The organism is Acinetobacter gerneri DSM 14967 = CIP 107464 = MTCC 9824, assembly GCF_000368565.1.
Taxonomy (GTDB): Bacteria; Pseudomonadota; Gammaproteobacteria; order Pseudomonadales; family Moraxellaceae; genus Acinetobacter; species Acinetobacter gerneri.
This window is the reverse complement of record NZ_KB849544.1, coordinates 454,236-480,814: the sequence shown is the minus strand read 5'-3', so window position 1 is coordinate 480,814 and position 26,579 is coordinate 454,236. Positions and strand designations below refer to the sequence as shown.

General features: G+C 37.0%; 26 protein-coding genes. 13 read left to right on the top strand and 13 right to left on the bottom strand.

Annotated elements, in window-relative coordinates:
- The first annotated feature begins 51 nt into the window (after positions 1-51).
- From F960_RS13535 to F960_RS13520, 4 genes are read left to right on the top strand one after another with little or no spacing between them, the layout of a single operon-like run.
- Positions 52-561, top strand: a complete 510-nt coding sequence (locus F960_RS13535; protein WP_004866064.1) for a low molecular weight protein-tyrosine-phosphatase — start codon at positions 52-54, stop codon at positions 559-561.
- 10 nt (positions 562-571) lie between these two features.
- The gene (murB, locus tag F960_RS13530; protein ID WP_004866062.1) at positions 572-1,606 is read left to right on the top strand and encodes a UDP-N-acetylmuramate dehydrogenase; all 1,035 of its coding nucleotides are present in this window, start codon (positions 572-574) and stop codon (positions 1,604-1,606) included.
- A gap of 3 nt (positions 1,607-1,609) precedes the next feature.
- Entirely contained in the window at positions 1,610-2,749 is a 1,140-nt protein-coding gene (locus F960_RS13525) for a YdcF family protein (RefSeq protein WP_004866060.1), read from the top strand.
- Positions 2,749-3,777 (top strand): alpha/beta hydrolase, encoded by a 1,029-nt coding sequence (locus F960_RS13520; RefSeq protein WP_004866058.1) that lies wholly within the window; start codon positions 2,749-2,751, stop codon positions 3,775-3,777. The genes F960_RS13525 and F960_RS13520 overlap by 1 nt, the downstream gene beginning before the upstream one ends.
- Before the next feature lie 100 nt (positions 3,778-3,877).
- Here F960_RS13520 and F960_RS13515 read toward each other — a convergent pair whose 3' ends face one another.
- The 7 genes from F960_RS13515 to F960_RS13485 all read right to left on the bottom strand — a co-directional run bounded on the left by F960_RS13515 (position 3,878) and on the right by F960_RS13485 (position 11,396).
- Positions 3,878-5,509, bottom strand: coding sequence for an inorganic phosphate transporter (locus F960_RS13515; RefSeq protein WP_004866057.1), 1,632 nt, complete (start codon positions 5,507-5,509; stop codon positions 3,878-3,880).
- Positions 5,510-5,751: 242 nt separating this feature from the next.
- On the bottom strand, positions 5,752-7,422 hold the full coding sequence (locus tag F960_RS13510) for an FMN-binding glutamate synthase family protein (RefSeq protein ID WP_004866056.1): 1,671 nt from the start codon (positions 7,420-7,422) through the stop codon (positions 5,752-5,754).
- 238 nt (positions 7,423-7,660) lie between these two features.
- A complete protein-coding gene (locus tag F960_RS13505; protein ID WP_004866055.1) occupies positions 7,661-8,827 on the bottom strand; it encodes a ribosomal protein uL16 3-hydroxylase in 1,167 nt (388 codons plus the stop codon).
- A gap of 84 nt (positions 8,828-8,911) precedes the next feature.
- Complete coding sequence (locus tag F960_RS13500; RefSeq protein WP_004866054.1) at positions 8,912-9,796, bottom strand: hypothetical protein; 885 nt, start codon at positions 9,794-9,796, stop codon at positions 8,912-8,914.
- Positions 9,797-9,835: 39 nt separating this feature from the next.
- Positions 9,836-10,195, bottom strand: coding sequence for a hypothetical protein (locus F960_RS13495; protein WP_004866053.1), 360 nt, complete (start codon positions 10,193-10,195; stop codon positions 9,836-9,838).
- A gap of 224 nt (positions 10,196-10,419) precedes the next feature.
- On the bottom strand, positions 10,420-11,013 hold the full coding sequence (locus F960_RS13490) for a Maf family protein (RefSeq protein ID WP_004866052.1): 594 nt from the start codon (positions 11,011-11,013) through the stop codon (positions 10,420-10,422).
- Positions 11,013-11,396 carry a DUF2237 family protein gene (locus F960_RS13485; protein ID WP_004866051.1) on the bottom strand — a complete coding sequence of 128 codons (384 nt, stop codon included), beginning with the start codon at positions 11,394-11,396 and terminating at the stop codon, positions 11,013-11,015. The genes F960_RS13490 and F960_RS13485 overlap by 1 nt, the downstream gene beginning before the upstream one ends.
- 139 nt (positions 11,397-11,535) lie before the next feature.
- On the opposite strand from F960_RS13485, the gene F960_RS13480 reads away from it, so the two are divergent.
- The 5 genes from F960_RS13480 to F960_RS13460 all read left to right on the top strand — a co-directional run bounded on the left by F960_RS13480 (position 11,536) and on the right by F960_RS13460 (position 16,555).
- The gene (locus F960_RS13480; RefSeq protein ID WP_004866049.1) at positions 11,536-12,723 is read left to right on the top strand and encodes a phosphoglycerate kinase; all 1,188 of its coding nucleotides are present in this window, start codon (positions 11,536-11,538) and stop codon (positions 12,721-12,723) included.
- A gap of 206 nt (positions 12,724-12,929) precedes the next feature.
- Positions 12,930-13,199 (top strand): hypothetical protein, encoded by a 270-nt coding sequence (locus F960_RS13475; RefSeq protein WP_004866048.1) that lies wholly within the window; start codon positions 12,930-12,932, stop codon positions 13,197-13,199.
- Between the two features lie 138 nt (positions 13,200-13,337).
- Entirely contained in the window at positions 13,338-14,375 is a 1,038-nt protein-coding gene (gene fba, locus F960_RS13470; protein WP_004866047.1) for a class II fructose-bisphosphate aldolase, read from the top strand.
- 113 nt (positions 14,376-14,488) lie between these two features.
- Positions 14,489-15,337, top strand: coding sequence for an EamA family transporter (locus F960_RS13465; RefSeq protein WP_004866046.1), 849 nt, complete (start codon positions 14,489-14,491; stop codon positions 15,335-15,337).
- 120 nt (positions 15,338-15,457) lie between these two features.
- On the top strand, positions 15,458-16,555 hold the full coding sequence (locus tag F960_RS13460) for a hypothetical protein (protein ID WP_004866045.1): 1,098 nt from the start codon (positions 15,458-15,460) through the stop codon (positions 16,553-16,555).
- Between the two features lie 29 nt (positions 16,556-16,584).
- Here F960_RS13460 and F960_RS13455 read toward each other — a convergent pair whose 3' ends face one another.
- The 4 genes from F960_RS13455 to F960_RS13440 all read right to left on the bottom strand — a co-directional run bounded on the left by F960_RS13455 (position 16,585) and on the right by F960_RS13440 (position 20,349).
- Complete coding sequence (locus tag F960_RS13455; protein ID WP_004866040.1) at positions 16,585-17,625, bottom strand: AlbA family DNA-binding domain-containing protein; 1,041 nt, start codon at positions 17,623-17,625, stop codon at positions 16,585-16,587.
- 609 nt (positions 17,626-18,234) lie between these two features.
- The gene (nfsB, locus tag F960_RS13450) at positions 18,235-18,888 is read right to left on the bottom strand and encodes an oxygen-insensitive NAD(P)H nitroreductase (protein ID WP_004866039.1); all 654 of its coding nucleotides are present in this window, start codon (positions 18,886-18,888) and stop codon (positions 18,235-18,237) included.
- 121 nt (positions 18,889-19,009) lie between these two features.
- On the bottom strand, positions 19,010-19,729 hold the full coding sequence (locus F960_RS13445) for a UDP-2,3-diacylglucosamine diphosphatase (protein WP_004866037.1): 720 nt from the start codon (positions 19,727-19,729) through the stop codon (positions 19,010-19,012).
- A 110-nt stretch (positions 19,730-19,839) separates the two neighbouring features.
- On the bottom strand, positions 19,840-20,349 hold the full coding sequence (locus F960_RS13440) for a peptidylprolyl isomerase (protein WP_004866036.1): 510 nt from the start codon (positions 20,347-20,349) through the stop codon (positions 19,840-19,842).
- A gap of 203 nt (positions 20,350-20,552) precedes the next feature.
- On the opposite strand from F960_RS13440, the gene F960_RS13435 reads away from it, so the two are divergent.
- Entirely contained in the window at positions 20,553-22,274 is a 1,722-nt protein-coding gene (locus F960_RS13435; RefSeq protein WP_004866033.1) for a glutamine--tRNA ligase/YqeY domain fusion protein, read from the top strand.
- 76 nt (positions 22,275-22,350) lie between these two features.
- Here F960_RS13435 and F960_RS13430 read toward each other — a convergent pair whose 3' ends face one another.
- Complete coding sequence (locus F960_RS13430) at positions 22,351-23,256, bottom strand: LysR family transcriptional regulator (RefSeq protein ID WP_004866032.1); 906 nt, start codon at positions 23,254-23,256, stop codon at positions 22,351-22,353.
- Positions 23,257-23,368: 112 nt separating this feature from the next.
- On the opposite strand from F960_RS13430, the gene F960_RS13425 reads away from it, so the two are divergent.
- Both F960_RS13425 and F960_RS13420 read left to right on the top strand, forming a co-directional pair.
- On the top strand, positions 23,369-24,421 hold the full coding sequence (locus tag F960_RS13425; RefSeq protein ID WP_004866030.1) for an aldo/keto reductase: 1,053 nt from the start codon (positions 23,369-23,371) through the stop codon (positions 24,419-24,421).
- Between the two features lie 107 nt (positions 24,422-24,528).
- A complete protein-coding gene (locus tag F960_RS13420) occupies positions 24,529-24,972 on the top strand; it encodes an SRPBCC family protein (RefSeq protein ID WP_004866028.1) in 444 nt (147 codons plus the stop codon).
- Between the two features lie 105 nt (positions 24,973-25,077).
- Here the strand turns inward: F960_RS13420 and F960_RS13415 are convergent, their stop codons facing one another.
- Positions 25,078-25,617 carry a lecithin retinol acyltransferase family protein gene (locus F960_RS13415; protein WP_004866026.1) on the bottom strand — a complete coding sequence of 180 codons (540 nt, stop codon included), beginning with the start codon at positions 25,615-25,617 and terminating at the stop codon, positions 25,078-25,080.
- A gap of 195 nt (positions 25,618-25,812) precedes the next feature.
- Between F960_RS13415 and F960_RS13410 the strand changes: the two genes are divergently transcribed.
- Positions 25,813-26,562: a phosphodiester glycosidase family protein gene (locus F960_RS13410; protein WP_004866024.1), complete on the top strand. Its 750-nt coding sequence runs from the start codon at positions 25,813-25,815 to the stop codon at positions 26,560-26,562.
- Positions 26,563-26,579: the final 17 nt, after the last annotated feature.

Genomic DNA, 26,579 nt, shown 5'->3' with positions numbered 1-26,579 from the left:
TAAATAACTTAACATAAGCATTCATAAAATAAATGTACTTTTGAGGTCGTTATGTCATCCCAAACGCCATATAAGGTGTTATGTGTGTGCTTAGGAAATATTTGTCGTTCGCCGACGGCAGAAGTGATTTTGCAACATTATTGTGATGATCATCAGCTCAATGTTGAAGTAGATTCTGCAGGGACCAGCAACTATCACCCAAATGCAGTGCCTGATCAGCGTAGTCAAAAACATGCAAAAAAACGTGGTTATGATTTATCAGCCTTACGTGCTCGCCAAATTCAGCTACAAGATTTTATTGACTTTGACCTGATCTTGGCGATGGATATGGAAAATTTATCTGATATAAAATTACTTGAACAAACCGCTTTACAGCAATTTTCATCAAATCAAATTCGAGCCAAAGTTGCCTTGATGAGCGAGCATGATCAAGATTATCCAAAACAAGCTTTGCCTGATCCTTATTATGGCGGTGAAGATGGTTTTGAACGAGTGATCAATCAATGCGAATCAAGTAGTTTGGCTTGGGTTCACATTTTTAAACAGCAGAGCAAAGCATAAGGTTAATGAGATGAATATTTTAAAAAAGGTGCAACTCAAACCTTTTAATACCTTGAGTTTGGATGCTATTGCTGAATTTTATGTGAAAATTCAATCAGAACAAGATCTGCTTGATGCTCTACAATTTGCTCAACAACAACAATTAAATGTTTTAATTCTTTCAGGTGGTAGCAATATGTTGTTACCTGAACATATTCATGCTTTGGTTATACACATGGATATTCAGGGGATAGAAGCACTTGCTGAAGATGGTCAAAGCGTCACTTGGCGTGTGGGCGCAGGTGAAGTTTGGCATGATTTTGTACTCTATAGTACGGCTCATCAGGCTTATGGCTTGCAAAACTTGGCTTTGATTCCCGGATTGGTGGGCGCATCTCCAGTACAAAATATTGGTGCTTATGGTGTAGAAGCGGGTGAGTTTATCCAATCTGTTGAAGTATATGATCGCGTACTCGAAAAATTTAGTTCGATTTCTGCTCAAGATTGTGCATTTTCATATCGCCACAGTATTTTCAAAGATGATCCAAATCGTTATGTGATCTGTCATGTAACATTTAAACTCTTGAAAAAAGCTCAATTAAAGTTAAATTATGGTGATTTAAAGCAAGCTGTGGGGCAAGATGAAACGGCAGAAAACTTGCAAAATCAAGTCATTAAAATTAGACAAAGTAAATTACCCGATCCTAAAGAATTTGCCAATGTCGGAAGCTTTTTTAAAAATCCTGTGATTTCACAAACTGATTTTATTGAACTGTCAAAATCACATGAAAATATGCCTCATTATCCTCAGCCACATGATCAAGTCAAAATTGCTGCAGGTTGGTTAATCGACCAAGCTGGCTGGAAGGGCAAGACACTTGGAAATGTAGGGATGTTTCATAAACAAGCTTTGGTTTTAGTCAATTATGCCGATGCTAAACTTGAAGATGTCAAAGCAACTTATCGTGCTGTACAAGATGATGTTTATGAGAAATTTAATATAAATTTGGAACCTGAACCTGTTTTATTTGACTATTCAGGTTTGATTCAACCCCACAAGAGATAATTTATGAAACAGCATTGGATGGTACGTTTAGTTCGGATAGTTGCGATACTATTTGTACTATTCGGCTGTTTTATTGTTTTTTTATATACCCCTTTTTATTCAAATCTCATTGTCAAAGCTTTAAATACCTTTGTTCCTGTTGAAGTCGATAAAGTTGCGGCTAAAAGTCAGGAAAATGCGGCTTTGACCGAAATACAAAATTATGAGCCCGGTTCAGATCTTTGGATTGCACGTCAGGCTTATCTAAAAGTCATGGAAGAATCAATCAAAAATCAGCAGGCGCAAGATCTCACCATTTTGCATGCACGTTATTTGGATTTGCAAAAAAAAATCAATGACGAAGCAAAGGAAGATGAAGAAGAACAGGATAAACCTGTTGTGCCAATGCTCAATAAAACAACTCCAAAACTTTCTTTTGATGCGCAAACGGCTATTTCAGCCGCAAATATTTTGAATAATTTGCAAGATTTGCTTGATGTTGAGAATGAAGATAACAAAGAATTGATGAAACAATATGAGCATTACCTAAAAACGCATAAAGTTCAAAAAGAACAAGAGCATGCTGTAGATAGCCAGATATACAAGGATATCGCTTATATCAATCAGCAAAATAATGAAAAAACTAAAATCGAAAATAAACCTTATGCTATCGTGGTATTGGGTGGTGGTTTGACTTTGGCAGACAACCAAAAAGATATCGTGATCAATAAATATACCCGTTTGCGTTTAGAAAAAACCTTAGAAGTGGAAGCAAAAACTCATTTACCAATTGTATTGAGTGGTGTTGAATCTCCGTATATGCAGGCTTGGTTAGCAAAGCGTGGAGTCGATGCCAATTTATTAGAAAATCGAAGTATGAATACCTGTGAAAATACTCGATTTAGTTCTTTATTATTACAAAAACAAGGTGGTGCACCGACAGTACTTTTGGTCACAGATCGTTATCATATGCCTCGTACTCGTCGTTTGTTTGCTTTAAATGGAATTGAAACCATTCCAGTGATTGCAACTATGCCAACCACATTGACATCATGGCTTCCGAGTGAGCAAAACTATGATCACAGTCGTCGAGCTAACTATGAAATGTTGGCAACGATTCGTGATGTCATGTTTGGCTCAGGCGGTTGTCGAGAGGTGCCTTAATGCCTGATATTCCTTTTTTAAATCCGACGATTTTAAAACAACTTGATTTACCTGTACCCAGTCGTGATGAAACTCCAGCATTACTTGAGCTTTTAAACTTAAATCGTCCGTATTTGCCGAGTAAAGAGATTCAAGCCTATCAGCGCTTATATGGTTTAGATCAGCTTGAAGCTGAGCATTGGCAGGGCTTTGTTGAAATGCCGTTGTTTAAACTGCATGTGCAAGTGTTTAAACCACGTCTTGATCATGTGAAAGGTAGTGTTTTTTTACTGCATGGTTATCTTGAACATAGTGGGATTTATCAACCGATTATTCGTGAATTGCTAGATCAAGGTTTTAGCGTTTTGACCTTTGATTTGCCTGGTCATGGCTTGAGTAATGGTTCTCCAGCAAATATTCAAAATTTTGATCATTATCAACAAGTTTTACATGCTGTTTATCAATACGTTAAACAAGCGGATCAGTTACCTAAACCGTGGTTGGGTATCGGTCAAAGTACAGGTGGTGCGATTTGGATGCATCATTTACTCGAATTTGCAGAACAACGCCGTAACCCGATTGTGCAACGTGTATTGTTATTGTCACCGTTGATTCGCCCTGCAAAATCGGCTTGGTGGCACAACTCGATAGGGTTAGGCATTATTCGTCGTATCAAAAGAGAAGTGCCACGACATTTCCGCCGTAACAATCACAATCCTGAATTTCTGCGTTTTGTGCGTTTAAAAGATCCTTTACAGCCTCGTATGATGGGTATGGATTGGATTTTAGCCATGTCGCGATGGATGCAGGAAATGGAAAATCGCCCAGCTTGTCGCATACCTGTCTGGCTGGCTCAAGGTGCACAGGATCAAACTGTGGATTGGCGTTATAATATTGAATTTATTCGTAAAAAGTTCAGATTACAAACTTTGCTTATGCTAGAAGAAGGCTCTCATCAATTGATCAATGAACGCCCAGATATACGAGCTGCATTGACGGGGCTGATTCCTGCATTTTTACATGCACAATCTGCTGAAGATTATTATTGATCTTTAAAAGATTGATGTTATTTCAATTCAAATAATCAAAATAAAAATGGCGATTCATATGATCGCCATTTTTGTATTTATACTTTATGTCTGTCACATACTAGCGAGTAAAACTGAGTAAAATCCAATACAGTGCTGCTGATAAAATCATGGCACAAGGTAGAGTCAGAATCCAAGCCATCAGGATACTTTTCACAGTTGACCATTGTAGCCCAGATTTGTTGGCGCTCATGGTCCCCGCGACAGCACTATTTAAAACGTGAGTGGTACTGACAGGTAAACCAAATTTATCGGCTGCCATAATCGTTCCCATCGCAACCAATTCGGCAGAAACACCTTGGCCATAAGTGAGATGTGTTTTACCAATTTTTTCACCGACAGTCACTACGATTCGTTTCCAACCAACCATCGTTCCAAGCCCTAGTGCCAAAGCAACGGCTACTTTTACCCATGTTGGAATGTATTGAGTCGCTTTGTCCAACTGACTGCGATAATCTTTAATCACGGCTTTATCAGCAGTGCTCATTTGATCAAATTTATGATTTTTATCTAATGATTTTAATGTTGCGCTGCTGAGATACATGTCATTACGTAAGTTAACTGTTTCATCTTCAGGCACTTTAGACATAGATTTATAGCCGCTTACAGATTGACCTAGACTATTGGACAAGCTCGCTACAGCCGAAATCACTTGAGGGTTATCTTGATGCGTTTGAATATACGTGGTCAAAATCTGGCGTGCTGAAGCATCTTGCATCGATGTTTGATTTTGAGACAAGATTAAAGCAGTTTTTTCAGATGCATTGACAAAGGCTTGTACATCTTTGCCGTCCATGGTCTTATTGAGTGAATAAGCGAGTGGCACAATCCCAATCAAAATTAGCATGATCAGTCCCATACCTTTTTGACCATCATTTGAGCCATGTGCGAAACTTACCCCAGTACAAGTGAGGATCAACATTAAGCGGGTAAAAAATGGAGGTGGCTTATTGGCTTCAGGTGCATCAAATAATTTTTCTTGTTTTTTCTTTAAAAAGAATTTTAAAACGATAAACAAAAGCCCCGCACAGATAAAGCCTATGAGCGGTGAAAATAACAGTGCTTTCAGTACTTTAACGACTTGTTCAAGATCAACACCACTGACACCAGTTTGACCAGAATTGATAATTTGGTTCATGATGCCGACTCCGATGATTGAGCCGATCATGGTGTGCGAACTTGAAGCAGGAATACCAAAGAACCATGTTCCCAAATTCCAGATAATCGCTGCCAATAAAAGCGCGAAAACCATTGCAAAGCCTGCGGCACTGTTGACATGCAAAATCAATTCAACAGGGAGTAAGGCTATAATTCCATAAGCAACTGCACCAGAAGCGGCGAGTACGCCGACAAAGTTAAAGAAACCAGACCAAATCACCGCAATAGGAGCAGGTAGGGCATTGGTATAAATAACGGTAGCGACTGCATTTGCGGTATCGTGAAAACCGTTTACAAATTCAAAGCCTAGAGCAGTGATCAGTGCTAAGCCCAACATCAGAAATGAAATTGTACTGAGTGGCGGGACATGAGTTAGATCTTCAGTTAAATGTATACCAATATACGTCAATGCAACAATAATCACTGCTGCAAAAAGATATTTAAACCATTTGGGCTGTGGTCGATTGACATTGATTGCAGGTGGAGTGTGATCTGTTAAAGTTGTGGGGGATGATGCTGATATTTGATTATTCATTTTTGTCATCAACTGCTGTTAAATCTGTAGCGCAGTTTGATCCTGATTTATGACAGTTATATTACGAAAATGTCATATAGCATCTAAAAATGAGATCTAGATCAAAGTATTTAAAAAAATCAAATAATTAATAAGGCATTATTTTTGTTAAAAAGCACATGAATAAGATCACAAAATTGCGCTTAAACATGTGCTTTAAAATTGTCTTTTAAACAATGGTCTTGTTCAATTAGGCTGTTAAATTAAAACTTCTCAGCTGAAGACATATTCCACATACGGAAATAGAAATTTTCTTCATCTTTATTTTCACAACTTAATAGCTCGCCTTGCTTCAAAAAGAAATGCAATTGAGCGTAGTTTTTAATTTCGCGATCATTGACTCGTTGTGCCAAATTGTGTGGTTTAATTTCTGACGGATGTTGCATACCAGCGGCAGCAATCAACTCAGCCAAAGCTTTTAAAGTGTTCTTTTGGAAATTGTAAACACGTTCCGCTTTGGTTGGCACATCGAGTGCTTTTTGACGCTGCGGATCTTGAGTTGCTACACCGACAGGGCATTGATTGGTATGACAACTTTGCGCTTGGATACAACCCACGGCAAACATAAAGCCACGTGCGCTATTGACCCAATCGGCACCAATAGCAAGGGTACTGGCAATATCAAAAGCCGAAATAATTTTACCACTGGCACCGATACGCACTTGATCACGTAAACCAGCACCGACGAGGGTGTTATGTACAAAAAGTAGACCTTCTCTTAAAGGTGTACCCATATGATTGAGGAGTTCTACGGGTGCAGCTCCTGTACCGCCTTCAGAACCATCGACAACGATAAAATCAGGAACGATTTTGGTTTCTAACATTGCTTTAACAATGCTCATAAACTGCCATGGATGACCGATACACAATTTAAAACCAATAGGTTTACCACCAGATAAATCACGTAATTGTTTAATAAAATGCATCATTTCAATCGGCGTGCTAAATGCAGAATGTTTAGCTGGAGAAATACAGTCTTCATCCTTGCTTACGCCACGAATTTGTGCAATTTCATCTGTGATTTTATCTTTTGGTAAAATACCACCATGACCCGGTTTTGCGCCTTGAGAAAGCTTGATCTCAATCATTTTAATCTGAGGAAGTGCAGCTTGTTTTTTAAATTTCTCAGGATCGAATTTACCATCTAAAGTACGACAACCGAAGTAACCACTGGCAATTTCCCAAACGATATCCCCACCATTTTCAAGATGATAAGGGCTTAAACTTCCTTCACCTGTATCATGATAGAAATCACCCATCGCAGCACCTTTATTTAAGGCACGAATCGCATTGGCACTTAAACTACCAAAACTCATAGCAGAAATATTCATGATCGCAGCACTATAGGGTGCCGTACATTGATCATTACCGATACGAATACGGAATCCAGCAGGATCAGCTGGTTGGCAAGGCGTTAAAGAGTGGGTGAGAAAACGATAATCTTCTTGGTAAACATCAATGATAGAACCAAAAGGTTTATCTGCATTTTCATTTTTTGCACGTTGATAAACGAGACTTCTTTGCGAACGTGAAAAAGGGAGAGAGTCCTCATCATCTTCGATGAAATATTGACGAATTTCAGGGCGGATTTCTTCAAAAAGAAAGCGGAAATGTCCCATAATTGGATAGTTTCTGAGGATCGAATGGTGGCTTTGCAGCACATCATAAAAACCCACAATTGAGAGCACTATCGTAATCAGCCAAATGACATTTAAGAATGTATCTGAAAAGAAATAGTAAATATAATGGCTTTCATGAAAGAAAATAATCCATGTTAAATACAGTGCAATAAAGATGCACAAGAACCAAACAGAATGTCGTGAAAAAAAAGTATTGAGCAGTTTATGTCGTATCGATTGCGCAGGGCTTGCCATTTGATTTAATTATCCTTACGTATAAGTCGCTATGATGACCAACAATATATGCTTAGCTCAAGTGATGATTTGTTAGTGTTAAGAATTATTCTTTATTATATGCAAATGCTTAGCGAGTATTTATGTATTGAAGAATACGATCTTAATGTGATTTGAAAGAGCAAGAAGTGCTTGAATGTTTGATAATAAAAAAATATAAAGCAATGGCGAGCATCTTTGCCCGCCATTGGAGATCTAATTAAGCTTCTTCTGGGGGTAAAAGCATCAATACCGATTCATTAATCAGTTCTAAAACATCTTCTAAAATATCAGGATCATTGAAATTCTGATCAAATTTTAGGATTTTTCCATCAGCAATATCTTTTAGTTTGTCTACAGAGTTTTCAGATAGGCATACCGCATCACCATTTGCCCAGAACAGGATTTGGTGGTCTTGTTCTGTATACAATAAACGTGAAGCAGGTTCCAATAAAATCTCGTAACCTTCATTTAATATTTCAACTAAATCATCGATGATGATTTCATCTGGTTCAGGAATATTTTCAGGATATTTCGGCTCTGACATTAAACTGATAATGGCATCATCAAGTTCAGTGGTATTTTGTAGACGTTGAATGATTTCAGCTTTCAAATATTCGAGTTCGTTTTGGGTAATTTCACCAATTTGAGAAATTTTATCACGTGAAATATCAATCAAAGGACGCTTAAATTGGTCTTTATCTGCCAATCTGTCACAGGTCCGATCTAACATTTCTGCGATATTTGGCATACGGAAGCCAAAAGAAAATGTTAAACAGTCATTTTCAGCTACGCCGTAATGTGACAAACCCGGTGGCACATAGAGTAAATCGCCTGGATTGAGCACTTCATCAAAATTGACATCCATCTCAGGCAACAATTTTAAAGGTTGGTTTGCAACGAAATCAGTATCTCCATCACACATTTGACCGAGTTGCCAACGACGTTGACCATAGCCCTGTACTAAAAATACATCATAAAAATCAAAATGTTTACCTACAGAACCACCTTTAGGTGCATAAGACACCATGATGTCATCACGTCGCCACTGTGGAATAAATGGAAATTTTTTCCAAAGTTCAGCCAAATCGAAAGAGTAGTGATCAACCGCCTGTACCAACAATGTCCAAAGTTTTGGTATTTTTTGGAAATCGCCTTTGGTCAGTGGAGATGTTTTCACACTCCATTGATTTGGGTCTTTGTCTTTTTGTTTGATTAAACGAGCGGTGATATTTTCATCGAGCGCCAATTCTTGCACATCATTTGGCTCTAAGATATTGATGATTTCTGGGAGAGCATTGCGGACGAGTAATGGTTTTTTTTGCCAATATTCGGCAAGAAATTGTTCAGCGGTGATTCCACCTAAAACATCAAGTGCTTGGGACATAGAAATAGCCTAAGTAAATTTAAGTATCGCAAAGTTATGCTATTGTCACTTTTGATTGAAGTGGAAGCAAGTTGCAATAGTTGTTTATTTTTCGGATTGCTTTAAATGATTAATTATTTTTTCTTCGATAAGTTGTTCTTGATCTTCAATTTTATTGCCGAGTTCAAATAATTCAATTTGCTCCTCAGTATTTGGGCTCTGATTTTGAACGATTTGATTCAGTAATAGAACATCTTTGATTTTGAGATTGATGAGTTGATGAATTTCAGTCGTTTTGGGTTGTAAACTAGATAAGCGTCGAACCGTTTTTTCTGACGAATCATTTATAGATAGTCTAACCTGTTCGAGGTTAAGGGCATTTTTTTCTAGCATACGTTGTTGGTTATCTTTTTTATTATCATCAGAAATTTGTTGTATGGTGATTTTATACTCAAGCCAATCATTTAAATAACTTGAATTTTGTAGCTTATTTTGGAGATGGTAGTGCAAAAATTTAGTTTCAATTTTATTGGCTAAATAATCAACTTTATTTTGGAGCTCACTCAGATTTTTTAAATGTGCCTGATTTATCAAATGATGGTTAAAATCAAGATCTAATAAATAATTTGCATCTATAAAAGATCTATAAACAGAAAAGAGCTCTTTCATTTCAAAGGTTTGGGGATGAGATTTTTGGATTTCCTGCAATAGAAAATCTCGTGAACTTTTAAGTTGTTGATCAACTAGAGTTAAAATTTCGGGTTCATCATCTGTAATTTTATTCTTTTGGATAAATGCTTTATTCTCTTTTTGCTTTTTTATGTATTGGAAATTTAAGATTTTATAATCTAGCCAATCCTCTGATATGTTTTTTTCAAGATTGATTTCTTGCGTAATTTTTTCTTTATTTTGAGCTGGATCATTTAGAGCTGCATAAGCTGAGTTGAATAAAGTTAGGATTAGCAATGATAAGAGCGTAAATTTATTCATTTTAAATCTAATTCAAATAATTGATATTTATAAGTAACTTTACCTTAAACTTTTTTGGTAATTGAGTACTCTTAGCTCCATTTCCGATTTCATCTCGGTAATTTGTTCTACTAATACTTCGTATTGTTTAACTAGAACTTGCCTTTCAGGATTTGGACTTTGCTTGCTTTCGTCATATTTGGGGTTGAACATCAGCTCTGAAGTGAGATCTAGGTAGCGCAATTCAAATTCAATAATAGTCCGCATTTCGGCTGTACGAGGCTTCATTTGCTGATAACTATTTTTGTACTGCTGTGTATACTGTTTAAAATCTTGTTGAATGTGTTCAGCATAAGCCTCAGTATTTGGATCGTTAAGGACAGCTGCAGGAGTTTTTTGTTGATTTAAATATGCATCCATTTGATATTCAATTAATTTATAATCTACCCAATCATCAATTAAATTTTGTTTTTCTGATTTTCTGATTTTGTGATTTTTGTTTCGAGCTGATTTTGAGCAAAGCTAGCTTCTATTGAAAAACTTAGACAGGACAACAAGATACTCAAACTAAGTAATATTTTTTTCATAAAAGTGTAAATTTGAATTATTTATGGTGATCAATATAGGGTAAAACAAAGTATAGCTCAAGGTAGAGCTATACTTAAGTTTCGAAGTATTTTACACAATTGGATCATTGGCATGCCCATCAATGTTGTTTGATCCTGCCCAATCATTTGTTCAAATAAACTAATCCCTAAACTTTCGCATTTAAAACTACCAGCACAATGTAAGGGTTGGTCTAGTTGTATATAACGTTCAATTTCTTCATGTGAAAGGTCACGAAATTTAACATGATAATGTTCAACCAAAGTCTGCTCAAAACCAGTCGATTTCTGTTGGACACTGAGCGCTGTACTAAAATATACATTTTGACCAGAGTTGGCTTTAAGCTGTTGAATGGCATTTTCTACGCTTAAAGGCTTTCCGATAAAGCATTGTGGCGCATGCTCTCGCCAAGCTACTTGATCAGAGCCGATGATGATCGCATCAGGAAATTGCTCCGAGATGACACGCGCTTTTTCAAAAGCCAAGCGCTGCGCCAAATCATCTGCATGACTTTCCCCTTGAGGAGATTCGTCAATATCAGGTGAAATACAACGGTAACTGAGCTTGAGACGATCCATTAAATCTTTGCGGGTCTGGCTACTTGATGCCAAGATGATGTCAGGTATTTGCATTAGACGGCATATTCCATGATCACATCTAAAGGCACATAGGACAGCATCGCTTGGTGACAAGCTTGAACTTTCACTGGTGGCGCAAAACCTTCTTGGTAAGCTTCAACCCAACGCGTAACGCAGATACACCAAAAATCTCCCGGTTTTAGACCTGGAAAGCCGACTTCAGGTAATGGTGTAATCAAATCATTGCCAGTTTTTTGTGAAAAACTTAAAAATTCTGAAGTCATTTGTGCGCAAACCGTATGTTGACCAAGATCAGTGGTCGCAGTATGGCAAAACCCATTGCGGAAATAGCCTGTAATTGGATCAAAACAGCAGCTAGACAATGGTTCGCCCAAAACATTTAAACGGTTAATGGCTGGATCTGGATGTATAGACATAACGATGTATTATTGGAAAATTCACTCTATCATAATCAAATCCAAAAATTTCTACAGCATTTCTACAAAAGTAGCTAACCTTTTTTAGCATAATCATTTAGAATCTACGCGATTTTTAAATCTAATAAGAGAGCAATACATGAATTTTCAGCGTATGACTGACCTCGATTTATCAGGCAAGCGTGTCCTTATTCGTGAAGACTTAAACGTCCCTGTTAAAAATGGTGAGATTACTAGCGATGCGCGTCTGCGTGCGGCATTACCGACAATTAAACTTGCACTAGAAAAAGGTGCAGCGGTAATGGTTTATTCTCACCTTGGTCGTCCTGTTGAAGGTGAACCAAAACCAGAACAATCTTTAGCGCCAGTTGCAGCGTATTTAACTCAAGCTTTGGGGCAAGACGTTAAACTTTTTACTGATTATTTAGATGGTGTAGATGTTGCACCAGGTCAAGTTGTTTTACTTGAAAATTGCCGTTTTAATGTCGGTGAAAAGAAAAACAATCCTGATCTTGCAGCAAAATATGCAGCACTTTGTGATGTATTCGTGATGGATGCTTTTGGTACAGCACACCGTGCAGAAGCTTCAACTGAAGGCGTTGCACGTTTGGCAAAAGTTGCAGCAGCAGGTCCTTTGCTTGCAGCAGAACTTGATGCGCTTGGCCGTGCACTTAAAACACCTGAAAAACCAATGGTTGCGATTGTTGCAGGTTCTAAAGTTTCAACAAAACTTGATGTTTTGACTTCACTTTCAGATATTTGTGATCAATTGATCGTGGGTGGCGGTATTGCCAATACTTTCTTGGCAGCTGCTGGATATAACGTCGGCAAATCATTATGTGAAAAAGACTTGATCGACACTGCAAAAGCAATCGCTGCAAAAGTTTCAGTTCCACTTCCGACTGATGTTGTTGTGGCTGATGCTTCTGAAATCAATTTTGATGATTTCTTGGGTTCATTGGCTCAAGCTAAAGCGACTGTGAAAAATGTTGCAGACGTATCTGATAACGACATGATTTTAGATGTTGGTCCTGAAACTGCTCAAGCATTTGCTGAAATTTTAAAAACTTCAAAAACAATTCTTTGGAATGGTCCAGTAGGCGTATTTGAAGTTGATCAATTTGGCGAAGGGACTAAAACATTATCGCTTGCGATTGCTGAGTCAGAAGGATTCTCGATTGCTGGTGGTGGCGATACTTTAGCTGCGATTGATAAATACAATGTTGCAGACAAAATCGGTTATATTTCAACTGGTGGCGGTGCATTCTTAGAATTTGTTGAAGGTAAAACTTTACCTGCAGTTGCTGTTCTTTTAGAACGCGCATAAATTCGTAGAATAAAAAGTTTTATTAGATTCAATCTGATCAGCTTTTTATCCATACAATGAAAATGTCAAATTTGAATTTTGAGTCAAATATGACATTTAAGTGAAAAGGCTAACGTTCGAGTTAGCCTTTTCATTTTGGAGTCATAAAAATGTCATATATCTGAAATAAAATTGGTGACATTAAATCACCAATCTCGGACAATGTGATGAATTTAAAACTTATATTTGCAGCTACAATTTTTGCATCAATGGCTTTGACTGCATGTTCTAAACAAGATAAAGCGCCTGCATCTGAACAAGCTTCTGCTGCAGTTTCTGATTCAGACCAAGTGACACCAGAACAACAAAAAGCAATCGACTCACTCGATAAGCCTGTTCTTGATGAAAAGAACCAAGATGTACCAGCTTCAATTGCTGATGCTCCAGCTGAAGAGGCGACTCCAGCGACTGAAGCTGATGAACCAAAAGCAAAATAATGACCACAAAATAAGCTGATTTGTTGTTATTTGTAAAAGTCCCTGCAAACGCAGGGATTTTTTTTGAAATTTGACGAAATGTTGCTGAATTGAAATACATCACAGGGTAGAATATGCGGCATTACCTGGGAGGATATTATGGCTCTTATCTCATTGCGCCAGCTCTTGGATCACGCCGGCGAACACAACTACGGCGTACCAGCGTTTAACGTAAACAACTTAGAACAAATGCGTGCCATCATGTTAGCCGCAGATGAAACCAATTCACCTGTGATTGTGCAAGCATCGGCAGGCGCACGTAAATATGCAGGCGCACCATTTTTACGCCATCTTATTTTGGCAGCGATTGAAGAATGGCCACACATTCCAGTGGTAATGCACCAAGATCATGGTACAAGTCCAGATGTATGCCAACGCTCTATCCAATTGGGTTTTAGCTCAGTGATGATGGATGGTTCTTTAGGCGCTGATGGTAAAACACCAACATCTTATGAATATAACGTTGATGTAACTCGTCGCACAGTTGAAATGGCGCACGCTTGTGGTGTTTCTGTAGAAGGCGAAATCGGTTGTTTGGGTAGCCTTGAAACAGGTATGGCAGGCGAAGAAGATGGTGTCGGTGCAGAAGGTGTACTTGACCATTCTCAACTGCTTACCTCTGTAGAAGAAGCTCGTCAATTTGTAGCAGATACAAATGTTGATGCTTTGGCGATTGCAGTGGGTACTTCTCACGGTGCATATAAGTTTACTCGTCCACCTACAGGTGATATTTTGGCGATTGACCGTATTAAAGAAATTCATGCGGCACTTCCAAATACTCACCTTGTTATGCACGGTTCTAGCTCTGTTCCTCAAGAATGGTTAGCGATCATCAACCAATACGGCGGTGATATCAAAGAAACTTACGGTGTGCCAGTTGAGCAGCTTGTAGAAGCGATCAAACATGGTGTACGTAAGATCAACATTGATACTGACTTACGTTTGGCATCTACTGGCGCAATGCGTCGTATGATGGCTGAAAAACCAAGTGAGTTCGATCCACGTAAATTCTTTGGTCAAACCATTGAAGCGATGAAACAAATCTGTATCGATCGTTATACAGCATTTGGTACAGCTGGAAATGCTGACAAAATTCGTCCAATTTCTTTAGAGAAAATGGTTGATCGTTATAAATAAGTCTGTAAATGCTAAATAAGCAGCACTTTTTATAATAGAAAGCCCACGTTTGTGGGCTTTTCTTTGATTTAAATTTTCTTTAAATAGAATACCAAGTAAAGACCGAGAGTATCATGACCCTGATTTTCGCAGCAGCACTATGCAGTGTTTTCGTTTCCATTTTACTCAAATTTGCAAAAAAGCATGGGTATGATGCATTGCAAATGATTGCATGGAACTATGCGATTGCAAGTGTCATGTGCTTTGCATGGTTTAAGCCTGATTTGGCGCATATTTCGATTGCTGATACACCGTGGTGGTTGATTGCAGTATTGGGTATGGTATTACCGAGTATTTTTTTGGCACTGGCAAAATCACTGCAAACAGCAGGTATATTAAAAACGGAAATCGCTCAGCGTTTATCCGTGGTCTTATCTTTACTCGCAGCTTATTTTTTATTTCAAGAACAATTTAGCCAACTTAAAATCATTGGCATCATTTTAGGAATAGCAGCAGTACTGTGTATTTTGTTTGCACACTCAGGTCAAGAGCAAGTAGCAACGCGCAAAGGAAGTTTATTTTTACTGAGTGTTTGGGTCGGCTATGCACTGGTTGATATTTTATTAAAATACACAACAAATTTAGGTCTGCAATTTGCTGTTAGCTTAAATCTAAGTTTTATTTTTGCTTTTGTTATTTCAATTTTATTTTTGATTATGAGCAAAACGGTTTGGCAAGTAAAAAACTTATATGCAGGTCTATTTTTAGGCTTGTTAAACTTTGCTAATATTGCGCTTTATGTCAAAGCACATCTTTTACTTAAAGATTCACCAGCTGTTGTTTTTGCGGGCATGAATATTTTAGTGGTGTTATTTGGCGTAGTTGCAGGTTTATTTATATTTAAAGAAAAATTGAAAATTTCAACTATTTTGGGTTTATTGCTAGGTTTAGCTGGGGTGCTATGTTTATCGATGGTAATTTAGAGTCGATATAGCGCAAGCAAAATTTAGATCGAGATTAAAAATAACATGATCAGTTTTATAGTATTTTCATTTTAAAAATATAAAGAACAATGATTTAAATGCGATTTGGGGAATATGAGAGTGAATAAGACTATTTTTTTAGCGTCTTTGACTTTATTTTTAACTGCTTGTGGAGGAGGGAGCTCTTCTTCCGATACCACAAGTCTAAATAATGGGGCGGGTGGAACAGATACAAATGTCGTTACACCTGTGGCATGTAATAAGGGGATTCCGACAGGGCTGAGCAAAATTAATGATGCGGGGATGTTTTCTGAAGCGCTTTATAAATTTGAAAATGATTATCCTGTGTATGAAATAATGATTCAAAATCAAAACACAAATACGCAGTACTTAAATTTATATACTTATACGTTGAGTAATAATATTTTTTATGAAAATGTAAATACTTTGGATTTGCCTGATACTGATCCAAGTGCATTTTACGAAAACTTTTTTCAATATGCTTTGAACGATAATGGTCTGTTTACAAGTAATGATGCTGTGCGTACAAGTTTGGGTTGGCCTTTAAAATATGTGCAGAGTGTAGAAAATACTTCGCTGACTTTTTCAAATTTTAATGATCAATGTAACTTGGCTGTAGCTTCGTCACAAATGGCATATAACAAAGTCGATGTTTCTGGACAACCGATTTCTATCATTTTGGAACGCGATCCAAATGTTACATATATAGGTTATAAATATTTGCCTAATAGTTTTGGTTATTATTTGGATACCACTTCTACTTATATGCCTTCTGATAAAAAAATTGCTGCATATAATGCACTTAGAAATACCACAGCGGTATTCCCTGAAGGTTCTTATATTTATTTACTCAAGCAATATACTTCAAGTGATAATACGATTTTCTTTGATGATAAATCCATTTCGGACAGTACTACGCTACAAGATTGGGCTGCACAGACCTATTCATCACTCAATCAAAGTGACTGGAAGCTTGATAAAATAGCGGGCTATAACGTGATTTATGCAATAAATCCAGATGGTAGTCATTATGAAAAATATGTAGATCCTGCTGTGCAAAAAGATGGCAAAATCTATGATGCAGAATGGCAGTTTAAAGGAAGTCAGATCGATTCACATTCTCAAGGTGAAGATTCTTTGATGAATAAGACTGCAAAAGATGCAATTTTGGCTCAGATTCAAAATTATTTTAATTAAACGTAATGCATTATTGTTGGATGGACGGTTTAACAATAAAACTCTTCTCTAAACAATTCAATCAGTTCAGGCGGCACTCGTGTCGTCTGGCTGTTGGTTCGCATATAAAGCTCACCTTTATAATAAAGTGGTCGATCGGCTTTATTGCATTTAAAGACTAAAATTGTTTTATCTTTGATTTTTATATCTTCCAAAATGGTATAGATATTTGAAATTTTTTGGCTTTCATGCGCGAGTTTGTCGATCAAACTACGTTTCATCAAATCCAATGAATTATTGAAATGGTCTTTTAATTCTTGTTCTACACCGACGATTTGTTGATCGTCTGAAATGCCGATGAAAACATAACCTTTGCGGGTATTCATAAAACCAAAACATGCTTTTACCCATTTATCCGATTTCTTATGGGTCAATAAATCGGTGGTTCTTTCTTTAAACTCGATTCGATGATTTTCACTTTCTTGAATCAGCGCTAAGTATTGATCTGCTTTACTTTCTTGCTGAAAGCAGGAAAGTGTATAGGCAATTTTTTCTAAAGACTTATATGCTGAAACCGTTTCTAGATTTTGAATGTCTTGCCATTGATAAATGAGCTTATTTTTTTGCTCAATATGAATATTTTTATCGCTTAGATAAGCAAATGTGATCTGTAATAAATCATGTATTTCACTATAAATTTGAAAGCTAGAATTTGGCAGTGCGATTTTTTGGTAGATATCATGGAGATGTTCTATTTTCTTTATGACTTCAGTCGGATGCTGATAAAAAGATAAATATTTGAGTTCATTCAAAATTTGATGATAGGGGCGGTGAAATGAATTTGGGAAAAGTTCTTTGGTTGGTATTTTTATATATTTTTCAATACGATGATAATAATAACTGAGGGTCGGGTAGTCCAAAGATTCTTTAATTTTTATATCAAATCGTTCAATCAATTCTAAAGTTGCGTAGGACTGAAAAAACAACAATGTTTGAATTTCTTTATATTTATAGGGGTGAGTCTGCCAATGGGTTTCTAGGTATTCATTAAAATTTTTAAATTTGTTGATGATATACGTATTGAGATCCATATCCACACCTGATATCTAATCCTAAAAATATGGTGTTTCATTTGCTTAGTTCACTGAGTTTAATATCGCATTCAATTAAGAAATTTATATGACAATTTATGATGTATACAAAGTTAAAACATTTTTTTACTAAGTAATAGGTTTTTCTATTTCTTAGCTAATGGTTTTTTTATCAATCGAAAATATATAATCATTTGTTATTTTGAAAGCTTAGGGTCTGTTGACATTTCACAACTGAATTGCGTTGTTAGCTAAAATTGAGCAGGCAAGGCACGAAATGCAGAGAATGGCGAGACCATTTTCAAATTTCGTAACGAAGCCTGAGAGAATTTTAGCTACAACCCTGTGGGACGAGAGTATTTTTTGATGCTATTTCGTTGTAGCTTGATCATTTAGATCACTAAATTTCTCAATCTACGCCTCATATCATCTAAAAAATACTCAGCGTCGCAACCAATTTGAAATGCCAACAGACCCTATATAAAAGTCCTTTCACCTTTTGGGAGAGGCTTAGGATGAGGGTAAATTTCTAATAAAATCTTTACCCTCATACCCAACATATTCCTTAACCTTTAAAAGGAGAGGGAACAACTTCACAGAAGCAGGATTTTATAAACGAGTAAAAATCTCTTCAGGATTTAAGCGTGATTTAGGCAATTTTGCATTGAAATCTTTCTCACTGCGATAACCCAAAGTCATGATGACAGACGGAATAAGTCCTTGTTGTTGCAGGTCAAATTCTTGTGAAATAATTTCTTCGTCAAAACCACCAATCGGAGTCGCATCAATACCTTCAATACCAGCAGCTAACAACATTTGACCCAATGCGATAAAGGTTTGATTTTCAGCCCAACGTGAAATATCACCTTTTTCAGTACGATAATAATGCACATAACCTGTACGGCTGTCTTTTTGACCTTGTTTCGCTGTATCATCTTTAAAGCGACCACTGAGATCATCGCGATTTAGTAAGTTAGCTAAATGTTGTTCATCGATATCAGCTTTGGTACAAAATAAAATAGTATGTGAAGAATCAAGTACTTTTGGCGCATTATAAGCATATTTACCGACCAAAGCTTTGGCAACACGCTGTTTCGCTTGATCTGATTCAATAATGAAAAAATGCCATGGTTGAATATTGATAGAAGAGGGAGTTAAACGCAGGATTTGTAATAAACGTTCAAATTGTTCTTGCGGAATTTTTTTTGAAGCATCATAAGCTTTGGTGGTGTAACGTGTTTTCGATACGTTTAATAAATCCATATTTAAACCCAATATTCTGTTTGATGTATGTTTTATTATATTCTCATAATATAAATTTTAAGCGCAGATAATTGTCATTAATTATAAAATATTGTGCAATTAATAGTCTAAATTGAGAAAATTAAGCAATTTGCCATTTTTTGAATTGCCATTGCCCCTCTTCATTCACTTCTAAAATCATAGCTTCAGACGTTTTTTCTCGCCAGTCACCGAGTACGATACGTGGTTTTCCATTTACATCATGAATGTGTGGTCGATGTGTATGCCCGTGGACGAGAATGTCGACATTTTCCATCACTGTTTCTACAGCATGTTGATTGACATCCATGATGCTATAAGGCTTTGCTTGGGTTTTTTCTTTGCTTTTCTTACGAAAACCGTTGGCAAGTTTGCTACGAAAACTTAGCGGAGTTTTTCTTAAAATAGAGAGGAGGAGTGGATTACGTATAACTTTTTTAAATCGTTGATAAGAAATATCATCGGTACACAGTGCATCACCATGCTCTAAACGAAAATGAGTATTTGCAATATCAAGCTGATAAGTATCAGGAAGCAGTTTGCCATTAAATTGATTCAGGAAACCTTTATTTAAGGCGAAATCACGATTACCGACTTGAAAATAGACTTGATTGCCATTTTGATTAAATTGTTGCAGAGCAATGACGATTTGATCTAACCATTCAGCATGATAATCATCACCAATCCATGCGTTGAACCAATCTCCCAAGATATAAAGTTGGGTATTTTTATGCTGATAAGCTTTTAATAACTCAAGAAAACTTTGAATTAGGCGGGGGTGTTCTTGCGAAAGGTGTAAGTCAGCGATAAAAAGATAGGTCACGGGGTGTTCCTTGCGTTCCCTAAATTCCCTCATTAATGAGGGAATTTATCTTTCATCATGTCGTTTTAAAGCAGTGCTTTAAAACTGAGGAAAGCCTGGGAGTAGGTTTTTTATTCAGAAATAATTTTAGCTGATTCAATCACAACATTTTCTAAAGGAACATCAGCATGATAACCACGGTTACCAGTACGAACGCCTTTGATTTCATTCACGATGTCTAAACCTTCAACAACTTTACCAAATACTGCATAACCCCAACCTTGCGCTGTTTTACCAGAATGGTTAAGGAAAGAGTTGTTGCTTACGTTGATGAAGAACTGTGCTGAAGCAGAATGAGGTGCTTGAGTACGAGCCATCGCAACAGTACCGATGTCATTGCTTAAGCCGTTGTCAGCTTCGTTTTCAATAGAATCACGAGTCGCTTTTTCTTTGAAGTTTTCGTCCATGCCACCGCCTTGGATCATGAAACCATCAATAACACGGTGGAAAATTACGCCATCATAAAAACCATCACGGACATATTCTAAGAAATTAGCGACAGTAATAGGCGCTTTTTCAGAATTAAGTTCTAGAACAATGCGACCTTTATTGGTATTTAATTCGACTTGAGGAAAACTCATACATAAACTCCTAGTCATGGACAAAAAGCCATGGTTTTTTGGTTGAGAGAAGCATAAGCAAACTGTAAACTACATAGCAAGCAAAAACGTTAATTTCTTTGTTAAAATAATCAGATTAACGTTTAGACGGTTGTAAAAAGCTCGATATTGGGCGTTTTTTAATCGCAATCCTATTTTTTTTATATAAAAGTGATTTATACATTATGAAGCCGAATGATGTTGTTTCATCCCTGCCAAATACCCCGACAACTCAGACTCAACCTGTCGATGCCGCGCAGCAAGAACAACAGCCCGGCTTAGATTTTGTGCGTCAAGTCATCACTGATGATTTACAAGCTGGGCGTACAAAGACTGTGGTGACTCGTTTCCCACCAGAACCAAATGGTTATTTGCATATTGGTCATGTTAAAGCGATCTGCTTAAACTTCGGTATAGCTGAAGAATATGACGGTTTATGTAATCTGCGTTTTGATGATACGAACCCAGATGCCGAAGAACAAGAATATGTTGATGGTATTGCCAATGATGTGAAATGGTTAGGTTTTAACTGGAATGGTGAACCTCGTTATGCATCAAGTTATTTTGATCAATTACATGCTTGGGCAGTTCAATTGATTGAGCAAGGTGATGCATATGTCGATTTGCAAAGCCCAGAAGAAATCAAACTGAATCGTGGTAATTTTAAAGAACCAGGTAAAAATTCACCACAACGTGAAGCTTCTGTTGCAGAAAACTTGGCAAACTTTGAAAAAATGAATAATGGCGGCTTTGGCGAAGGTCAAGCTGTGCTTCGTGCAAAAATTGATATGGCATCACCAAATGTGCATATGCGTGATCCAATTTTGTATCGTGTACTTCATTCTGAACATCACCAAACAGGTGATAAATGGAAAATGTACCCGATGTATGATTATGCACATCCATTATCAGATGCGATTGAAGGCATTACGCATTCACTTTGTACACTTGAATTTCAGGATCACCGTCCATTTTATGATTGGGTGGTTGAAAAAGTACATTCTCAAAATGTACCGCATCAATATGAATCAAGCCGTTTAAATATCGATTACACCATTACCTCTAAACGTAAATTACGTAAACTCGTTGAAGGTAATTTTGTACAAGGTTGGGATGATCCACGTATGCCTACAGTAGTGGGAATGCGTCGTCGTGGCTTTACGCCAGAAGGCTTGCGTGATTTCTGTAAGCGTGTAGGCGTGTCAAAAACGGATGGTATTGTAGATGTTGCAATGCTTGAGTTCTGTATTCGCCAATCTTTGGAAAATACAGCAGCACGTGGTATGGCTGTACTCAATCCACTTAAAGTGACTTTGACCAATCTTCCAGAAGCAATGGATTTGGCACATGCTCGTCATCCAAACGTGGATATGGGCGATCGTATTATTCCTTTAACTCAAGAAATCTATATTGATCGTAAAGACTTTGAAGAAGTACCACCAAAAGGCTTTAAACGTTTGATTCCTGAGGGTGAAGTACGTTTACGTCATGCTTATGTAATCAAATGCGATGAAGTTATCAAAGACGCCAATGGTGAAGTGATCGAGCTTAAATGTTCAATTGATCCAGAAACATTGGGTAAAAATCCTGAAGGTCGTAAGGTGAAAGGCGTTATTCATTGGGTTTCTGCGAGCAAAGGTATTCCTGCAGAAGTTCGTATTTATGATCGCTTATTTACTGAAGCAGCACCTGATGCTGATGATGATTTCTTGAAATGCTTAAACCCAGAGTCATTGAAAACTGTTCAGGCTGTGATTGAACCTGCATTGGCAGAAGCAAAACCAGAAGATCGTTTCCAATTTGAACGTGAAGGTTATTTTGTTGCTGATCAATATGATCATAGCGCTGAAAAACCTGTGTTTAACCGTATTCTCGATTTGCGTGATAGCTTTAAACCCGGTAAATAAAATCAAAAGTTTTTAAAACTTTGATAAGAAAAACCCTCCGATTGGAGGGTTTTTTATGATAAAAATTTAAAGCGGGCTATCTATACCATGCATATTGATTTTTAAAATAATTTTCTAAATATTCTAAAAACATCCTAACTTTCGCAGGAACATAGTTTCGATCCGCAATGACTGCATAAATTGCAGTACTTTGTATCGGAAAATCTTCTAAGACCTGTATTAATTTTCCAGTTTTTAAATCCTGTTCTACATGCCAAATTGAGTGATTAGATATACCCAAACCTTTTAAGGATGCTTGGCGGATTGCCTCACCAGAATTGGAAATAAAATAACCTTCGATTGCAACTGAAAGAGTCGAGCCATCGGCTTGAGCAAAATCCCATGTATCAGTTAAACCGTGTGCGTGTTGTTGTAAAATACAACGATGCTTTTGTAGCTCTTGTATGCACTTAGGAATACCAAATCGTTCTAAGTATGCAGGTGAAGCACAGAGTAAACGGCTATTTTGAGTCAAGCGTTTTGCTACGAGTGAAGAATCTTGTAGTTTTCCGATTCGGATTGCGAGATCTATGCTATTTGTAATTAGGTCTTGATTTTGATCATTAAGATCTAAATGAATCTTAAGTTCTGGATATAACAATGAAAAATCAGCAATGACAGCAGTTAAAACCTGCATACCAAAAGTTGCTGATGCTGTTAGTTTGAGTGTTCCAGTAAGTTTTTGATCCTGCACGATTAAGGATTCATGCAGTGTTAAAAATTGTTTGATCCATGTCCTTCCTTGGGCGAGCAAAATTTTACCTTCGTCTGTTAGCTTGAGCTTACGCGTTGTACGGTGAAATAAGCGTATATTAAGCTGTTGTTCTAGACGCTGGATTCGCTGGCTGGCGACTGAAACGGAAATATTGTCATGTTTTGCAGCTTGAGTAATAGAACCCAGATCAGCAACACGAATAAAAAATTGAAAATCTTCGGTATTCATAGTGTATTTCTAATTATCAATAAAAACAGAAAAGTCTTTCTTGATTGTCCTAGTTTTTTAAATAATAAAGCAAGTCTATTGTGTATTGAATCTTTAAACGAATAGGTGCGAGATGAAATACAATTTTTTAGGTCATTCTGGATTAAAAGTTTCAGAACTTGGATTTGGTGCAGGAACTTTGGGTGGAAAAGGACAAATCTTTTCTGCTTGGGGGCAGGCTAGTCAAGCCGAAGCGAATAATATGATCAAGCTTTGTCTAGATGCAGGTGTCAATTTTTTTGACACTGCGGATGTCTATTCAGAGGGTGAATCTGAACGTATGCTTGGTAAAGCATTGGCAGCACAAAGATCCAATAATATTATTTCTACGAAAGTTAGTATTCGTACATCAGAGCACATAAATCACGTTGGTTTTAGCCGAAATTATTTGATTAATGCAGTAGAAGCTTCTTTGAAAAGATTAAATACAGATTATATCGATGTTTTACAATTACATCATTTTGATAGTTTTACAGCACTTGAACAGCTGATGAAAACACTGGATGAATTAGTTAGAAGTGGCAAGGTTCGCTATATTGGGGTTTCCAATTTTTCAGGTTGGCAATTGATGAAGGCCCAAGCGATAGCAGAGCGTTATGGCTATGAAAAATTTTTTGCAAATCAAGTGTATTATTCATTGGCTGGACGTGATTATGAGTGGGAACTCATGCCTTTAAATCAGGATCAGGGTATAGGTGCAGTCGTTTGGAGTCCATTGGCTTGGGGGCGGTTAACGGGTAAATTTGATCGTAAAAACCCGATACCAACTGCTAGTCGATTACATGAAACGGCACAGTTTGCTCCGCCAGTACAAGAGGAATATTTATATACAATCTTAGATGTTTTAAAGGCCATTTCATCTGAAATAGGCGCGAGTATTCCGCAAATTGCTTTGCAATGGCTGCTGCAAAGAGCAACAGTATCAACTGTTCTGATTGGGGCGAGAAATGAACAACAGCTCAATGATAACCTGAAAGCTAAAGACCTTCTATTGTCTGATGAACACATTCAACAGCTTGATCAAGTTAGTGCGGTTTATCCTATTTATCCATATTATCCCTACTGGAATGGACAATTTACTGAGCGATTTAAGGCTTTACAGAAGTCACAGTTTGTAGCAAATTAATTTTCAATTGACCCTGAAAATTACTGCATTGATACCCAATTTTTTGATAGTTGTGGTATCAATATGATGAAATGTAAATCATTTGGATAACAAGGAATTAAAATAAAATGCCAGTCATCGAAACACAAATGTTAATACGTAAACCTGTGCAAGAGGTATTCAATGCATTTATTGATCCGAAGTTAAGCAGTAAATTTTGGTTTAGCCATTCTACAGGCAAGTTAGAGCAGGGCAAGACAGTTCAGTGGACTTGGGAAAAATATCAGCATCAAGCTGAAGTCGTGGTTTTGGCGGTTGAACAAAATAAGTTGATCAAAATTTTGTGGGGCTCACCACGTACGGCTGTTGATTTTATCTTTGAAGAAATTGCACCAGCACAAACTTATGTCAAGATTCGCAATTTTGATCTACCATTTCAAGGTTCTGAGTTGATTGCTTATATTATTGATAGCACAGGCGGATTTACTACAGTTTTGGACAATCTCAAAGCTTACCTCGAACATGGCTTGGAACTCAACTTGGTCAATGACAAGTTTCCTCCGTTTAAATAGTATTTTTTTATATAGAAAATTGTTTTATATAGAAAATTGCAAAAAAAAATATCGATTTATCATGATGAAAATAAACTTCTAATCGATTTAGATTAATGCTTGAAATCAGGGTTGCTTTTTATGATCCTGATTTTTTAGGAAAATATAGGTTGGCATACGTAATTTTGCTTGAGCACGTAGCTTGAGTTTGATATAGAAAACCAAAGCAAAACAAGTCGTTGCGATCGTGAGCATTAAGCCATTCATATAGCTCATGACGGAACTGATATAGCCAATCGTGGTCAAACGATTCATCATTTTGATCACTTGAGGGCTACTTTCAACACCTGTAATTGCCCATGAGCATAAATGTTCACAATTATTAATAATCAAATGATAGTGATTTTCGTGCATTCTTAGACGCATACGTCGCACGATTTCACGGCCTTTAAATTTAGGCTGTTCATAGTGGCGAATGATAATGTTTTTGCCATGCGCAAACTTTTCGAGCGTGGTCATCTCGATCGGTTGTTTCTTAAAGAAGTGAGCAAAACCTGAATAATGGATAACACGACCTCGCCCAGCGTATATGCCGTGATGGCTATAGCCGAAATGAGTCACAATCAGATGCGCACCAATAGGATATTTTTTAAAGCTTCTTTGCATATTCCATATTTTCCAATAAAGTGTACAGGTGTATTTTTATTGAAATGTCATCGGATTATACCTAAAAATGACATAGGCTGTGTATCAAATACGATAACATGCATTTTTTCTGAAAAAAACTGATCAGTAGCAGATCAGACAGACGCATATATGAGTAAGGATAAACTTGGCAAAGTTGCTTAGGAAAATTTCAAAATGAAAATGTTTAAAAAATTGTTATTTTCAATGCTGATCAGTCAGCAACTCATACAGCTTGCCCATGCAAATACGGAATATTTTCATTATAAAACCCCACAGAATGTTGATGCAGATGTGGTTAAAGTCAGCAATTTAAAAGATCTAAAGTTATTTTTAAATGATGCAAATCATCAGCCTTATCAGAACTTTAGCAAGATCAAACAAAACTTAAAAAAATGCCAAAATATGCTTTTTGCGATGAATGCAGGGATGTATCACGCCGATTATTCACCTGTAGGCCTTTATATTGAACATTCTCAGACGATAAAAAAACTCAATACAGATACAGGTTTTGGCAATTTTTTTATGCAGCCAAATGGTGTGCTGGCGTGGAACGATAACACTGCCAAAATTATATCTACTCAGAAATTTGCTCAGACGAGTTTTAAAGCCAAATATGCAACACAATCAGGACCGATGTTAGTGATTGATGGGAAAATTAATCCACAATTTGAAGCACAGTCGAATTCTTTAAAAATCAGAAATGGTGTCGGGATTAAAGATAATCAGCTTTATTTTGTGATTAGTAATAACAAAGTGAATTTTTATCAATTTGCTGCTTTTTTCAAAAATGCGTTAGGTATAGAGCAGGCTTTATATTTGGATGGTTCGATTTCAAGTGCTTTTATACCTCAAGCAAAGCGGATGGATCAGCGCTTTGGTTTAGGTCCAATGATTGCAGTGATTAATTCAAAGCAATGTAAATAGCCTAAGCAGATTAGACT